Raw genomic sequence first — 15,018 nt, 5'->3', positions numbered from 1 at the left:
GAGCTTCTTGGAAAAAAGCTGTTAGTAAAATCTATCCAGAATTTTATGATAATAATTTAATTGGAAAAGATTTAATTAACGGTGCTCTTAATACAAAATAAGGGGAGGAAATACGATGATAAGACTTTTAAGTAAAATCATAGGTCATATTAACCAAAAAATTGCGGCGTTTGGTATTGCAGCAGGAGTTGTTGTTGCTTTTACCAACGTTGTAGCAAGATATGTTTTTGATGCATCATTAACCTGGGCTACAGAACTAACTATTTTTCTATTTTTATGGAGTGTATTTTTTGGAGCTGCATATTGCTTTAAAAAAGATGCCCATATTGCTGTTACTATTGTTTTAGATAACATGCCATCAAGGGTTGCAAAAGGGATGCTAATCCTTTCTCATACTGTAACTTTAGTATTTTTATTGGCTGTTTCATATTATGGACTTCAATATATCACTGAAGTAGTAATACCATTAGATGAGAGATCAATTGACTTATGGGATACTCCAATGTGGATTATCTATTTAGTTATTCCAGTTTCTTTTCTTTTTGGTGCTTTTAGAGTTGCTGAAAGAATTCATGCAATCCTTTCTACAAATCACGAAAGAATCTTAAAAGAGAGTGAAGCTGAACAAGTTTTAGCAGGTATGGGGATGGGAGCTAAAGAGCACAAAGACAATGAAAATGTAAAAAATCTAAATGAGATAGTTAAAGAAGTTGAAAAGAAAACAGGAGGATTACTATGAGTATAGCTGTATTATTTGGATTATTCTTCTTTTTAGTAATAATTGGAGCACCAATTGCAATTTGTTTAGGAGCTGCAACATTTACAACGATGATGTTATTTACTCCTATTTCTCCAATTGAAGTATCAGCAATGATATTTGAAAAAGTAGAACACTATTCATTGATGGCAATTCCTATGTTTATCTTAGCTGGTAATTTACTAAGTAAAGGTAGTGCTGCACAAAGAATTATTGAATTTGCTAAATCTTGTGTGGGTCACTTACCAGGTGGATTACCAATTTCTGCAATTTTTGCATCTATTATTTTTGCAGCAGTTTCTGGTAGTTCTCCTGCAACTGTTGTTGCTATTGGTTCTATCATGTTTGGTGCAATTATGCAAGCTGGTTACCCTAAAAAATATGCTGTTGGTACAATTGCTACTGCAGGAAGTTTAGGTATTTTAATTCCTCCTTCAATTGTATTAATCGTATATGGTGTTACAGCTGAAGTTTCTATTGGAAGATTATTTATGGCAGGTGTTGTTCCAGGTATTATGTTAGGTATTATGATGATGGTTGTAACATATATTGGAGCTGTTAGATTAGGATTTGAAAAAACTGAACCACAACCTTTAAAAATAAGACTTGCAAAAATGAAAGATGCTTCATGGGGACTTATGACAATTGTTATTGTTATTGGTGGTATTTATGGTGGTATCTTTACTCCAACTGAAGCTGCTGCTGTTGCTGCTATTTGGGCATTTTTTATCTCTGTATTTATTTATAAAGATATCAAAATATCAGAGTTTTATACAACTGCTTTAGAATCAGCAAAAACAACTGCAATGATTATGTTTATTATTGCAAATGCTATGTTATTTGCTCACTTCTTAACCATTGAAAATATTCCACAAGGAATTACTGAATTTTTAATTCAAGCAAATGTTGATAAATATATGTTCTTACTTATGGTTAATATTCTTTTAATTATAGCTGGTTCATTTATGGAGCCAAGTGCAATTATTATGATTATGGTACCTTTATTACTTCCTGTTGCTGTTGCACTTGGAATTGACCCTATTCACTTTGGTATTGTAATTACTATCAATATGGAACTTGGAATGGTATCACCTCCAGTTGGACTTAACTTATTTGTAACTTCTGGACTTACTGGAATGTCAATAAAAGATGTTATCGTAGCAACACTACCTTGGACATTGACAATCTTAGTGGGACTTTTATTAGTTACATATATACCTCAAATAGCCCTATTCTTGCCAGATTTAATGTTTGCAGGATAATTAAACTATTTAAAACAAAAAAGGGTGATAAGATTTTCTTATCACCCTTTTTTTATATCTTTATTTAGGAACAGTAATCACAAATTTTGCACCATCTTTTGTGTTACGAACTCTTAATTTACCTTTCATATTTTTATCAATAATTATTTTTGACATATACAATCCAATACCTGTCCCATCACTATCACCTTTTGTTGTAAAGTATGGCTCAAATATCTTACTTTTGGGGTTAACTTTTACACCATCACCATTATCTTCTATGTACAAAATAACAAAACCATCTTGCTCTTCTCCATAGATTTTAATAAGTGGATTTTTAATATTATTTTGAATTAAAACATCTTTTGCATTGGAAATGATATTAAGTAATACTTGCTCATACTCATTGATAAAAGTATTTAACTTAATATTATCATTCACATCAATTTCTACTTTAATATTATTGTATTCTAAGGCTGAAGAAACAATAGTCATAACTGAATTTATTGCATCTTTTATGTAAAACTCTTCTTTGTCTTTTTTAGGCATAAAGAAGTTTCTAAAATCATCAATCGTATGGGACATATAATCTAAAACCAATTCAGCCTCTTTGGATTTTTGCTCCATCGTTTGTTTGTCTAATTTATCCATGTTATGTTTAAATTTAATATTCATTAAAATTGAAGATAATTCAGATAGTGGCTGTCGCCATTGATGGGCAATATTAGATATCATCTCACCCAAAGCAATAAGTCTTGATTTTTGAACTAACAATTGTTCTTGTTCTCTATTTTTTTCTAACTCTTCAGAAACCCTTTTTTCCAAGGTTTCATTTAATTCAATCAAGGCATTTGATTTTGCTTTTACTTTCTCTCTATACTCTTTAAAAAAGTCATCAATTCTTTCACTTAGTAAGATTGATAAAACTATTCCAATGGATAAAAAAAGTATAAATAAAAATACTGTTTGTATTATTTGTGTTTTAACTCTTCTTTTTAAATCCTCTTTTTTCTTTGCAATATCTTTTTCAATATCATCTGTATAAATTCCAACAGCAATAACCCAATTCCAGTTTGGGTATAGTTTAAAATATGCAATTTTTTGATTCACTTGAGAAGATGAAAACTTTTTATATACATATTGAGTAAAGGATTCTCCTTTTGTTCTAATATCACTTAAAAACTCTTCCCTAAACTTTTTCCCATTTGCATCTTCATAATTTGATGAAATTACACTTCCTACTATATCCAACCTATTTGGATTGACCAATAACTTTGCAAAATTATCACCTCCATTCATATTCAAAATTTCATATACAAAGATATAGTTACTTCTATCCTTTTCAAAAGAGATATTGTTTAAGATTCTTATGGTTTCTTCTTTTAATTCTTGCTCGGTACTACCACTTTTTGTGGCATTATAATTTATAATATCAATTACTACATCTATCTCTTTTTTTAAAAGTGCTTTTTGATGTGTATAGTAATCATTCACAAATTTTTCTAACTCTGTATCAAAATCAATATAAGTATTTTTTACATAAAAATATGATATAAGAGTTATCATAGTTGTCATAATTACTATGAAAGTATATATGATTATTTTGGATATATTTTTTTCGGTTACAAGGCTCAAATCAACTCCATTTTTATAATTATATATTTTAACATATCTTTTATTACAAGGTTACCAATGGATTATAACTTAGTAAATCAGCTAAGAAGTTTTACCTTACTTTATGCAGAAGATGAAGAAGGAATTCAAAAAAATATTTTTGAAATTCTTGATTGTATGTTTAAAGACATATATTTAGCAAAAGATGGTGAAGAAGCTTACAAGTTATATCTAGAAAAAAAACCTGACTTAATAATCACAGATATTAAAATGCCCAAAATGACTGGACTTGAATTAGTCAAAAAGATAAGAGAAACTAATCCAAAAATTAGAGTTATAATTACCTCTGCACACACTGATTTAGATTATTTATTAGATGCTACAGAGCTTCATTTAGTAAAATATATTGTAAAACCAATTACCGAAGAGAAATTAACAATAGCTTTAAAAGCTTTTATAAATAGTTTTGAAAATACAACTGTATTTAACTTACAACCTTCATGGATTTTTGATGAAAGTAAAGCCTTGGTAAAAGGTCCCAAAGAGGAATTTATTCTGACAAAAAAAGAGAATATGTTTTTAAAAATGCTTCTTGTAAAAGGACGAATAATTACCTATAATGAAATTGAAAATATTCTTTGGGAAGAGACATCAATAATGACTCAAAATGCCCTAAGACTGTTTATAAAAAACTTACGAAAAAAACTTCCAAAAGATATACTAAAAAATATTCAAGGGACTGGATATAGATTAAACCTCTAATCTATTTTGACTTATTTTTTTCAACTCCAAAAAATATCCATTTGATAAATATACCACATAAAATACTGTAGAAAAAAGTGTTATAAAAGGTATCATAGATATGAAATATAACAATAAAGTTCTAAATCTAAATAGATTTTTTTGACTTCTATATATCTCTTTATATTCTGAAGAACTTAACATTGTAGAAGTAACATCAAAATTTAAAAGCTTATGAAAAAAGTAATATATGGGTAAATTAAAAGCAATAATATTTACTAATGGTATAAAATAAAATGGAATAAAAAGTACAAATAAAAATATCATCACAAATAAACTTTTTAAAGCTACTAAAATAGGAGACATTAAAGAACCATGACCTTTTAACTTAAGTTCAGGATAATGTTTTTTTCTCAAAGTCTCTATAATCATAGGAGTTAAAAATCCAATAATAATTAAAGTAGTAAAAATAGAAAAAAAGAGTATAAAAAATGTACCAACAGTAAAAAGTAGAAATCCTGCTAACCAAGCCGTAATAGAATAATGTAAAAGAAAAGTTAAAATATTTACTGCCCAAGCATAATAAAATGGAGCATTGGGATCAAGGGTAAACTCTTCTCCATTTTGTACTTGAATTATCACTTGGTCAAGGGAAGAAAGACTATAATCAGCAACTCCCATAAATATTATTATCATAATTCCTAAAGTAACTAAAAAAGGAATAATCGCAATTTTTAATATACTAGGTGTAAAAAAATCCCCTAAACTTCTTTTTATTAATTCTATTTCTCTCAAATTTAACCCTTATTTATCAAATCTTGTTCTGTATGTGCATTTTTGGCAAAGTTCTTCAGTAACAATACCTTTTTTAAAACCTTCTTTTATATCACTAACTCTTTTTGACTTTAAAATATTTTCCAAACTATCATCAATAGCATTACCTAAATTTATACAAGCATCTTTATCTAAACAACATGGAATAACATCCCCATTTGCAAGTATTCCAAAATGAGAATCTAAGCCATAACAAAATCCTTTCTCTGATACAAACTCATTTTCTAAACTTGGCCACTCAAAATAATCATCAAAGTTAAAAAATACTTTTCTAGCCACTCTTATATTTTTGGGTCTTGCAACATAAAATTGCTCTATATCTAAACTCATACCAAAATATTCAAATGCTTTTCTAAAAACTTCTCTATTAAACTCTTTTGCACTTTTTTTATCATCAAAGTTCCAAATTCTAAGGTTAATAAAAAAATCAACTTCTTTTTCAACTGCATATTTACAAAAATCAAAAATTGGTGTTAAATATTCATCCAAACTTTTTTTGTGAGAGTTTCCATTATATGAGTTAATTGAAAAATTTATTTGTCTTATTGCCTCATTATTTAAAGCTTCAAATTGTTCTTCTTTTAAGTTATATCCTGTACTTGTAAGATTTACCTTAAGTCCATACTTTTTACTTATATTTAAATACTCATTTAAGTTTGATAAAACTAATGGGTCACCTACTACATGGTAAGCAAGTTCCCTTGTTATATGTGACAATTCACTATTTATTTTTTCAAAACTATCTAAATCCATTGTCGTATTTGGTAAATTTTTGGGAGGACAAAAAGAACACTTTAAATTGCAAATATTAGTTATTTCGATGTGGACTTTTTTAAACTTTTTTATGATTTGCCTTTAAAATATTTATTAGTAAGATTAATACAATTGAGATATTATACACTATTTGATATAATCACTCTTTTAAATACAAAACTAAAAGGAATAGTTATCAAAACTTTCAATACAATAAAACTTTGTTCAGAGATTCAAAAAGCACTTGAAGAAGAAGGTTACGAAAAACCAACAGAAGTTCAAGAGAAAGCAATACCTGTTTTACTTAAAAACAATGATGTTATTGCTACTGCACAAAGTGGTACAGGGAAAACTGCCGCATTTGTACTTCCTATTTTACAAAAACTTTTTGAGACAAAAGATAGTGACCCTACAAAAAAAAGAGTTCTTAGAAGTTTAATTTTAGTTCCAACAAGAGAATTAGCAAAACAAATAGAAAAAAGTATCTCATACTATGGAAGATATTTAGATATTAAACAAACGATTGTAGTAGGTGGATTAAGTCACAAAGAACAAATCAGAAAAATAAATGCTGGAGTTGATGTACTTGTAGCAACTCCTGGAAGATTGATTGATCATATAAATACAAAATCAGTAGATTTATCAAGTATAAATAACCTAGTACTTGATGAAGCTGATACTATGCTTGATATGGGATTTTTAAAAGATATTGAACTTATATTTTCCCAATGTGCAAAAACAAGACAAATCGGAATGTTTTCTGCAACAATCAACCAAAATATAAAAAAATTAGCAAAAGAGTTTTTACATAAACCTGTAGTAATAGAAGTATCACCTCAACGTTCAGCTGTAGAAATAATAGACCAACAAATTTATTTAATAGATGAAGATAAAAAAATAGAGTTTTTATCATACCTAATTGGTTCTCAAAATTGGGAGCAAGTATTAGTTTTCGTAAATACAAAAGCAAAAGCTGATGAAATAACTGAACAGTTTAATTTAGACGGATTAAAAACAGCTTGTATTCATGGTGATATAAAGCAACCAGTTCGTGCAAGAGCATTAGCTGGATTTAAAGATAAATCTTTAAGAGTCTTAGTTGCAACGGATATTGCAGCACGTGGTATTGACATAGAGTTACTTCCACATGTTGTAAACTTTGAACTTCCAGAAACAACAGTTGATTATACTCATAGAATAGGAAGAACAGGACGAGCAGGAAACGCTGGTGTTGCTACAACGCTATTATGTGTAAAAGAGTATAAACAAATGGCGGAGATAGAAAAAGAACTAATCATAAATGTACCAAGACTTACACATGATGATTATGAACCAACAGAAAAACAACCAAGAGTTGCAAAATTTAAAACAAAATCTCTTAGTCAAAAAAAAGGTTTAAAAGAAAAATACAAAAAACCTACAGATAAAAATCAACTACCTAAAAAAGTGACTAAAAAGAAAAAAACAACAAAAAGAGATGCAAATAGAAGTTTTGGGAGATAAGATATGATGGAAATGATTTTAAATGAAAATGATTTAGTTGTAGGTGCTAGTTTTGAAAATGGAACAATTCAAGACTATGTTGATGAAGCAAATACTTATGGTCTAATTAGAATTGATGATACTACAGTAAATTGGTTTTTATATAACAAAGATGATTCAACTGAAGATATGCAAGAACTTTATGAAAAGGTAACTAAAAGTGAAAATCATTTTATTAAAAATGATTTTGGAGAAGAAGTTGTTCTTTTTGATAAAAAAGGAACTGTTCCCTTTGAAGATTTTATTGTAAAAATAGATGAGTATTTAGATGTTGAGCTAGTTAATGCTTTATAGCATTAACCTAGTTTGATTTTCATTCTTTTTAATATTTCGTAAGTCTTACTAACATCATAAGTAGCACTGTGATGTTTATCTTCATCAAATTCAATCCCATAATAAAAACAAACTTCATCTAAAGTTGGATTTTTAATCTGTCCATTTTTATTTAATGCTTTAACAAATGCTTTATTCTCTTTCATTGTACAAATGTGATTTTCAAACTTAACAATATCTCTTAAATGACGAAGTTCAAAACTTATGTTATGGGCAACTAAAGTTTTTGCACCAGAACAAAACTTTACAAAATCTTCATCTTCTTTAAAATATGAAGCATAGTTTGAATTTTGTCTTACTTTTAAAATAGCTTCAGGGGATAATTTATGAACTTCATAGGAGTAAGGATTTACAGGATAACGGGAAAGATAATACCTATGAAACTTCTCTTTTACAACAAATTCACCATTAATAAGCTCCAACTTAACAGCTGCTGCTTCTATAACATCATGTTCATTTTGAGAATTTGTTTCAAAGTCTAGAATTATCATTACTCTTCTTCAAAAGCACTTGGTTTTGAGAAATAATAACCTTGACAATACTCTATTCCAAGCACTTCTACTTTTTCAAATATTTCTTTACTACATACATACTCTGCTATTATTTTAATATTAGCTTCCTTTGCAAAAGCAACAATACTTTTTACTAAAAGATAAGAGACATCATCTACTAATATCTTCTTTATAATACTTCCATCAATTTTAATACAATCTGTTTTTATCTCTGTTAGATATATAAAGTTTGAATATCCACTTCCAAAATCATCAATAAAAATTTTATATCCTAAATTCTTAAGCATAAGAAGATTCTCTTTTGCATCATTTAAAATCATTATATCTTCATTTTCAATTACTTCAAGTCCCAATCTATTTGCTATATTTTCTTTTGTTGCATAACTTTTTAAAATATTTAAAATAGAATCATTTGTAATATCTTGAGGGTTTAAATTGACATTAATTTTTATTTTATCATCTACTAATAATCTTTTAAAACAAATATCCAAAACACATTTTGTAATATTTCTTAAAATAAATGTTCCTTTTATAACTGGCAATATTTTATCAGGAGTAATTATTAGCCCATCCTTTGTCACTATTCTTAAAAGTGCTTCATAATGTGATATTTCTAGTGTTTTACTATCAACAATTTCCTGATAATAACAAATAATTCTATTATCATCCATAGCCTCTTTTATTTCATTGATTGAAAGACATTTATTATTAATATCTTCATTTTCATCATAAATTTCAATAGTATTTCTACCTTTATTTTTTGCATTGTATAAGGCAATATCTGCCAATTTAAAAGCATCTGAAAAGTTTTTTGATTTGTAAGGCACTATATTTATACCTATTGATACTGTCACATCAATATAATCTTTTTTATTGATATAAAACTTCTTTTCTTGAATATTAGTAAAAACTCTTTCAATAACATTCAATGCAGCTAAAGGTTCATCCCTAGAAATTTTGACAAGAAGAACAAACTCTTCGCCCCCATATCTAATGATAATATCATTGCTATTTCTAATACTCAAAGAGATAGTATTTGCAATCTCTTTTAATATATTATCTCCTATATCATGCCCATAGGTATCATTTATTTTTTTAAAATAATCAATATCTAAAGTTGCTAAAATATAATCATTTAAATTAATAAAATCTTCTAATTCCTTTAAATAGTTTCTATTGTACACTTTAGTTAAATTATCAACATAGGCTGTTTTCTTCACGGCAAGATATTTTATTGTTTGAATAATAAGAATAATTAAGAAAATCAAAGTAATAACTATTATTCCAAGTATTGCATTTTTCATTAAGCCTATAATATTATTAATATCTGCAACTTTTTTTATAGAAAAATCAATTGCCAAAATAAGTTTTACTTCATTTTTATAAAAAATAGGAATTAAGTATGTAACTGATAACTCATGCAAAACATCATGTTCTATAACTTGAATCTCTTTTTTCTCATAAATATCAAACCACTTTTTATTATCAACATCAAACTTTTGATTAACAATTGCTTTTTCATTAGGAGAAGAAGCATCTGCTAAAAATCTAAAGACTCCCTTATAATCCCTATAAAGTAAATAGGCATATTTTATATTTTTTGTAGGTAATATTTCTAGACTGTTTTCAATCTTTTTTTGTAGTGATTTATCTTGTTTTATATCTTCAGGGTAGTTATGACTAAATTTTAAAAGATTTTCTATTAACTTTGCACTATTTTTAGTTATTGATATAACATCATAAGTTGAAATATCAAGCATCTTTTTTTCTATTTTTTCTTCTAATCTTATTGTTCCAAGTAACAACAAAATCAAAATAGACGAGACAATGATTGTCACAAATATTATTTGTATAGGGTTTTTAATAAAAAACTTATTTGTCATCAAAATCCTCTATAAATTGTTCAAAATCTTTTGGTAAATTAATATGTTTTTTATTGAGTCTTGCTTTTATAAAAACAATATTTGGCCTACTTTTATTCCAGAAAAATGCTCCAAAAAACTTCTTATCTGATAAAAGTTTTTTATAATTATTTGTAAAAAAGAGTTTATTTGATATAGAACATAGTTTTTCATTATCAGCAGATTTTTTAACAAATATAAAATTTGAGTCTTCACATTTTTCAGTCAATGTAAAATATTTAGAATATACTTTTTTCTCTATTAAAGAAATATTTGGAATAAATAATTTTATCTCATCTTTTATAGAATTTTTAGCGATATTAGATATGATTTTTGCTTCAAGATTTATCTCTTTATCATATTCATTCACTAAAAATGTATATTGATGAGATGATATTCCAAATGAAATAATGGTAATTAGGAGTATAAATATTTTCATTAGAATACCCACTTAAGTGTCATATTAACACTTCTTCCATAATCTTTTGTTGCAAAAACTTCTTTTGTAATTTCATTTGTATTAAGTGATTTTGTAGATTTATCAAGAAGATTTTCACCCTTTAAACTTAAACTCATATTTTTGGATATATTATATGTTGCTCCCAAACTAAAATCAAAGGCACTACTTACATGAACATTAGTATAATCAAAAGCACTTTTATAATTTAAAGAAGTAAAATACTCAAAGTTATTAGTGCGACCCATATATTTTATAAATCCACCTCTTTGTGAATTATTTGCAGTTTCACTCAAACTTGTTAAATAATAATTTAACTTTAACTCATGTTCATCTGAAAAAATATACTCATAATCAAAAATCCATCCATCAGTTTTTATAGTATGGTCAACATTTACAAAACCAACCGAAGCATAATAGATAAAATCTTCTATATCTACATGGTCATAGGTTATTCCAAATTTTGAATTTTCTGTAGTAAATACTCCTTCAACTGTAAAAATTCTATACTTTTGATCTTTTAAATTTTTATTCATTGGAAAGGCAAAATCTATATTTGAAAATAGTTGAGGAATAGTTGTTTCAGTATAAAAACTCTTTAATCCAAAGTTTTCAAATGGAGTATAAATTCCGCCTATTCTATACAAGTTTGTTGAAGAATCTTTTAAAAAACCTCTTCTTTTATACTTATCATATTTTGCATTGGCAATAAATATTAAATCATCTTTTATTTTATAATCATCTTGAAATAAAACCGAACGAACACTCTCTTTATCAAAATCATTAAACTGTCCCACATCAACAGTAGTATTTGAATTTACTATTGTTCTACTTTTTACTTTATAACTTTTATTTTGTAAACTTAAGCCAGCTAAAAAGTTATTATCTTTATATTGAAATGTTTTTGAAATATAAGCATTGGTTTTTGTAAATTCTAACTTTTCATTAGCTTGTGTTATATTTTGATAAGCAGAAAATAAAAAAGGAACTAAAAATATTTTTTCATCATTAGTCTCACTATATTCTCTTAATTGTTTTCCAATTGAAAAATTTGCTTTAATTGAGTTATCATCAAGAAAATATTTTGTAATATCCACATAATAATCTTTTGAAAAAATTTCACCACTATTTGGTACTATATCCTTTGATTGTCCCATATAGTTATCTTTTGTTACATCTGAATATCCAAAATTGATAATTGTAGTATCATTTTGAACATCAAGGTACAAATATTTTCTAGATGAATTATTTGAAAGTTTTTTACCTTTGTATGTATCATCATCTTTTATTTTTGTGTTATTTAAATAAATTAAATAAGACCAATCATTTCCAAGAGTTGAAGCATATGTCAATCCATTAGAATTTGAAGCATTATTTGATATGTTAGTTGTTAATTTTGCACCATTTTCTTTTTGAGGAGATTTTGTATAAAGTCGAATAAAATAAATACCACTATCATTAGCAAGTGCAAATGAACTTTCACCATAATATATCTCAATATGATCTATAAAATCTAAAGGTAAATCGCCCCACGAAAGAAATGGTGATTTAGAATATGCAGAACTTACTTCATGGTCATCAATAAAAAATCTAAAAAAACCACTTGTTACTGTTTTACTTCCTGCAAGGGATGGGTTCCCTACTCCAAAACGATTTTTATTTAGATTAAAAAGTGGAAGTTCTTTTAAAATATCACTTAACTTATTGTATTGCATAAGTTGTATCTCTTTTTGAGAGTAAATACGAATATGCCCCATTTTTTCATCAACTGTAGTTAATGACTTCTTTGTGGTTTCTTCATACTCATCAAGTAATGATTCTAAAGATTGAGAAAATAGTGTTGAAAAAAATAAAAAAAGTAATATAAATAACTTCATTTTCACCTAGCACTTAATTTAAAATAATACTTAAAAAAGTGTTATTTTAGCCAATACTTGATTAAATTGTCTTTCTAGTTACAATATGCTTACAATTAGAAGTTATAGTTGCACATAATGCAACTACAAAAAACTAATCTTAAAATAAATTTACTCTTAAAATTTAATCCTATACTATTAGTTACTTTAGAAAAAGGAGATGAGATGTCAAAAAAAATACTTATTATCGCTGGAGATTTTGTTGAAGATTATGAAATGATGGTTCCATTTCAAGCTCTTTTGATGTTAGGTCATAGTGTTGATGCTGTTTGTCCTGATAAAAAAGCAGGTGAACAAATCAAAACTGCAATCCATGATTTTGAAGGTGATCAAACCTATACGGAAAAACCAGGTCACAATTTTACATTAAATGCTACTTTTGATGAAATAGATGAAAATAGCTATGATGCTCTTTTAATCCCAGGAGGTCGTGCACCTGAATATATTAGATTAAATCCTAGAGTTTTAGAGATAGTTCAAAATTTCAATGCTAAAAACAAACCTATAGCTTCTGTTTGCCATGGAATTCAAGTATTAGTAGCTGCTGGAATTGTTAAAGACAGAACTTGTTCTTGTTATCCAGCTTGTTCACCTGACCTAGCTATAAATGGTGCAAAATGGGCAGATATAGGTTTTGAAGATGCCTATGTTGATGGTAACTTAGTAACAGCTGCTGCATGGCCTGCTCATCCTAAATGGCTTGCCAAATTCAACGAACTTCTAGTTTAATAAACTTTAAAACAGAACTACAAAAGTAGTTCTGTTATTTGATATAATAAATCAAAAAGAGTTTTTATGTCAACTATCAAATCCTTTACAAAAGGTTTACAAGTTTACAAAGCAATTGTAAGTCATGATAAACCAATCTTAGCAAAACAATTATGTGAAAAGTTAAACATAGAAAAAAGTACAATGTCAAGACTTCTAAAAACTCTTCATGAAGAGGGTTTTATAACCTACTTAGAAAAATCAAATGAAATAATAGCAACAGAAATAAACAATGCAACAAATAGAAAAACAAGAATAGAACTTATGGTAAAAAAAACAAAAGCCATACTTGAAGAGATCTACGATATCACAAATGAGTGCTCATACTTAGGTATATTTGATAACTACAAGGTTTTATATCTAAATCAATTCGATAATTCAGATAGAAAAATAAAAACAAGAAACAAAATCGGCTCACAAGCTCCCCTGCACACCAACGCTCTAGGAAAATCCATCCTAGCTTTTGGAAACTACGATTTAGAAAAAATCAAATTAAACTCATATACCCACAACACCATCACAAATTTAAAAAGCTTGGAAAATAGTTTAAAAGAAGTAAGAGAAAAAGGTTACTCTATAGATGATAAAGAGTATCAAGATGGTATGAGATGTGTTGCTGTTCCACTATTCAACCACCAAAATATACTTATAGGTGCAGTTGGAATATCTGGCACAAAAGATAGACTCACTTTAGAAAAATCCCATGAATTTGGTGGGAAACTTTTGGATATTGTTAATAAATATTCTATTGTTTTGTAATTTTTCTATTTTGATAATACAATAAATAATTATATAATTATTTTATAATGAATAAAAGGAATAACTATGGGATGGAAAGGAAATTTAAGAAAACTAAATTCTACACTAAATAAAATAGATAGAGAATCGAAACGTAAATATAGAGAACTAGAAAAACGTCAAAAAGAAAGACAAAAAATGGAAGAATTAGAACAAGCTAAATATGACGTTGAAGTATATGAGAATTATATTGAACAAATTCAATCATTACATAAAGAAGGTTCAGAAAAAATTGATTGGATAGCATTGAAAAATGAACAAGCTCCTATAGAACCTCTATTAGAATATACAAAAAAACAAGAAGCAGAATTTATTTATAATAATTTTAAACCTAATTTTTTTCACAAAATATTTAAAAGAGTAGAAAAAAAGAAACAATCCTTGTTAAAAAAAGTTGAAGAAGCAAAAAATATTGATGAACAGAATTATGAGCAAAATAAAATAAACTTTAAAAAAGAATTTAATGAATGGAAGGAACAAGTAGAATTAGCAACTAAAATATTAAATAATCAAGAAGAAGCTTTTTTAGATGTAATAAAACAACTTAATCCATTTGATGAAATTAACAACTTAGGAACAAAATTAGAATTTAAATTAAATAATAATCATTTATACATTGATTTAAATGTTCACAGTCAAAATATTATTCCAACTGAATCTAGAAGTTTATTAAAAAGTGGAAAGTTATCTTTAAAAAATATACCAAAAAGTTTATACAATGAAATTTATCAAGATTATGTATGTAGTGCTATATTAAGAGTTGCTAGAGAGATATTTGGAATGACCCCAAGGCTGTAGACACTTTTTTATTCAGTTAACACCTTAGGTTGAGTAACAAATTCATTATATCT

At 27.0% G+C, this 15,018-nt stretch carries 15 protein-coding genes; 8 read left to right on the top strand and 7 right to left on the bottom strand.

Features of this window, described 5'->3' with window-relative positions; translation table 11 throughout:
• The first annotated feature begins 115 nt into the window (after window positions 1–115).
• Window positions 116–739, top strand: a complete 624-nt coding sequence (locus ACQY5W_RS04750) for a TRAP transporter small permease (RefSeq protein WP_428023803.1) — start codon at window positions 116–118, stop codon at window positions 737–739.
• Window positions 736–2,019 carry a TRAP transporter large permease gene (locus tag ACQY5W_RS04745; protein WP_428023802.1) on the top strand — a complete coding sequence of 428 codons (1,284 nt, stop codon included), beginning with the start codon at window positions 736–738 and terminating at the stop codon, window positions 2,017–2,019. Before ACQY5W_RS04750 ends, ACQY5W_RS04745 begins: the two co-directional genes overlap by 4 nt.
• Before the next feature lie 60 nt (window positions 2,020–2,079).
• Here ACQY5W_RS04745 and ACQY5W_RS04740 read toward each other — a convergent pair whose 3' ends face one another.
• Window positions 2,080–3,633, bottom strand: a complete 1,554-nt coding sequence (locus ACQY5W_RS04740; protein WP_428023801.1) for a cache domain-containing protein — start codon at window positions 3,631–3,633, stop codon at window positions 2,080–2,082.
• Between the two features lie 57 nt (window positions 3,634–3,690).
• Between ACQY5W_RS04740 and ACQY5W_RS04735 the strand changes: the two genes are divergently transcribed.
• Window positions 3,691–4,374, top strand: a complete 684-nt coding sequence (locus ACQY5W_RS04735; protein WP_428023800.1) for a response regulator transcription factor — start codon at window positions 3,691–3,693, stop codon at window positions 4,372–4,374.
• Here the strand turns inward: ACQY5W_RS04735 and ACQY5W_RS04730 are convergent.
• Window positions 4,363–5,148: an EI24 domain-containing protein gene (locus ACQY5W_RS04730; protein WP_428023799.1), complete on the bottom strand. Its 786-nt coding sequence runs from the start codon at window positions 5,146–5,148 to the stop codon at window positions 4,363–4,365. The genes ACQY5W_RS04735 and ACQY5W_RS04730 overlap by 12 nt on opposite strands.
• Before the next feature lie 9 nt (window positions 5,149–5,157).
• Window positions 5,158–6,003 (bottom strand): radical SAM/SPASM domain-containing protein, encoded by an 846-nt coding sequence (locus ACQY5W_RS04725; protein WP_428023973.1) that lies wholly within the window; start codon window positions 6,001–6,003, stop codon window positions 5,158–5,160.
• Window positions 6,004–6,072: 69 nt separating this feature from the next.
• On the opposite strand from ACQY5W_RS04725, the gene ACQY5W_RS04720 reads away from it, so the two are divergent.
• Both ACQY5W_RS04720 and ACQY5W_RS04715 read left to right on the top strand, forming a co-directional pair.
• On the top strand, window positions 6,073–7,443 hold the full coding sequence (locus ACQY5W_RS04720; RefSeq protein WP_428023798.1) for a DEAD/DEAH box helicase: 1,371 nt from the start codon (window positions 6,073–6,075) through the stop codon (window positions 7,441–7,443).
• 3 nt (window positions 7,444–7,446) lie between these two features.
• A complete protein-coding gene (locus tag ACQY5W_RS04715) occupies window positions 7,447–7,776 on the top strand; it encodes a hypothetical protein (RefSeq protein WP_428023797.1) in 330 nt (109 codons plus the stop codon).
• A gap of 2 nt (window positions 7,777–7,778) precedes the next feature.
• Here the strand turns inward: ACQY5W_RS04715 and ACQY5W_RS04710 are convergent, their stop codons facing one another.
• The 4 genes from ACQY5W_RS04710 to ACQY5W_RS04695 are packed head-to-tail and all read right to left on the bottom strand — an operon-like array spanning window position 7,779 to window position 12,562.
• Window positions 7,779–8,306 carry an exonuclease domain-containing protein gene (locus ACQY5W_RS04710; RefSeq protein WP_428023796.1) on the bottom strand — a complete coding sequence of 176 codons (528 nt, stop codon included), beginning with the start codon at window positions 8,304–8,306 and terminating at the stop codon, window positions 7,779–7,781.
• Entirely contained in the window at window positions 8,306–10,210 is a 1,905-nt protein-coding gene (locus tag ACQY5W_RS04705; RefSeq protein WP_428023795.1) for an EAL domain-containing protein, read from the bottom strand. The genes ACQY5W_RS04710 and ACQY5W_RS04705 overlap by 1 nt, the downstream gene beginning before the upstream one ends.
• A complete protein-coding gene (locus ACQY5W_RS04700) occupies window positions 10,200–10,667 on the bottom strand; it encodes a hypothetical protein (protein ID WP_428023794.1) in 468 nt (155 codons plus the stop codon). Before ACQY5W_RS04700 ends, ACQY5W_RS04705 begins: the two co-directional genes overlap by 11 nt.
• Window positions 10,667–12,562, bottom strand: a complete 1,896-nt coding sequence (locus ACQY5W_RS04695) for a TonB-dependent receptor plug domain-containing protein (protein WP_428023793.1) — start codon at window positions 12,560–12,562, stop codon at window positions 10,667–10,669. The genes ACQY5W_RS04700 and ACQY5W_RS04695 overlap by 1 nt, the downstream gene beginning before the upstream one ends.
• 204 nt (window positions 12,563–12,766) lie before the next feature.
• Here ACQY5W_RS04695 and ACQY5W_RS04690 point away from each other — a divergent pair, with 204 nt between their 5' ends.
• The 3 genes from ACQY5W_RS04690 to ACQY5W_RS04680 all read left to right on the top strand — a co-directional run bounded on the left by ACQY5W_RS04690 (window position 12,767) and on the right by ACQY5W_RS04680 (window position 14,965).
• Entirely contained in the window at window positions 12,767–13,330 is a 564-nt protein-coding gene (locus tag ACQY5W_RS04690; protein ID WP_428023792.1) for a DJ-1/PfpI family protein, read from the top strand.
• A 66-nt stretch (window positions 13,331–13,396) separates the two neighbouring features.
• Window positions 13,397–14,128 (top strand): IclR family transcriptional regulator, encoded by a 732-nt coding sequence (locus ACQY5W_RS04685; RefSeq protein WP_428023791.1) that lies wholly within the window; start codon window positions 13,397–13,399, stop codon window positions 14,126–14,128.
• Window positions 14,129–14,194: 66 nt separating this feature from the next.
• Window positions 14,195–14,965 (top strand): hypothetical protein, encoded by a 771-nt coding sequence (locus ACQY5W_RS04680; protein WP_428023790.1) that lies wholly within the window; start codon window positions 14,195–14,197, stop codon window positions 14,963–14,965.
• Window positions 14,966–15,018: the final 53 nt, after the last annotated feature.

This window comes from Arcobacter sp., assembly GCF_050300555.1.
In the GTDB taxonomy this organism is placed as follows: domain Bacteria; phylum Campylobacterota; class Campylobacteria; order Campylobacterales; family Arcobacteraceae; genus Arcobacter.
This window is presented reverse-complemented; position numbering and strand designations above follow the sequence as displayed.

Excerpts from the sequence above, each read along its gene's own strand:
- ACQY5W_RS04750 (WP_428023803.1), top strand. The coding sequence starts at position 116 with ATGATAAGACTTTTAAGTAAAATCATAGGTCATATTAACCAAAAAATT.
- ACQY5W_RS04745 (WP_428023802.1), top strand. The coding sequence starts at position 736 with ATGAGTATAGCTGTATTATTTGGATTATTCTTCTTTTTAGTAATAATT.
- ACQY5W_RS04735 (WP_428023800.1), top strand. The coding sequence starts at position 3,691 with ATGGATTATAACTTAGTAAATCAGCTAAGAAGTTTTACCTTACTTTAT.
- ACQY5W_RS04715 (WP_428023797.1), top strand. The coding sequence starts at position 7,447 with ATGATGGAAATGATTTTAAATGAAAATGATTTAGTTGTAGGTGCTAGT.
- ACQY5W_RS04710 (WP_428023796.1), bottom strand. The coding sequence starts at position 8,306 with ATGATAATTCTAGACTTTGAAACAAATTCTCAAAATGAACATGATGTT.
- ACQY5W_RS04705 (WP_428023795.1), bottom strand. The coding sequence starts at position 10,210 with ATGACAAATAAGTTTTTTATTAAAAACCCTATACAAATAATATTTGTG.
- ACQY5W_RS04700 (WP_428023794.1), bottom strand. The coding sequence starts at position 10,667 with ATGAAAATATTTATACTCCTAATTACCATTATTTCATTTGGAATATCA.
- ACQY5W_RS04695 (WP_428023793.1), bottom strand. The coding sequence starts at position 12,562 with ATGAAGTTATTTATATTACTTTTTTTATTTTTTTCAACACTATTTTCT.
- ACQY5W_RS04690 (WP_428023792.1), top strand. The coding sequence starts at position 12,767 with ATGTCAAAAAAAATACTTATTATCGCTGGAGATTTTGTTGAAGATTAT.
- ACQY5W_RS04685 (WP_428023791.1), top strand. The coding sequence starts at position 13,397 with ATGTCAACTATCAAATCCTTTACAAAAGGTTTACAAGTTTACAAAGCA.
- ACQY5W_RS04680 (WP_428023790.1), top strand. The coding sequence starts at position 14,195 with ATGGGATGGAAAGGAAATTTAAGAAAACTAAATTCTACACTAAATAAA.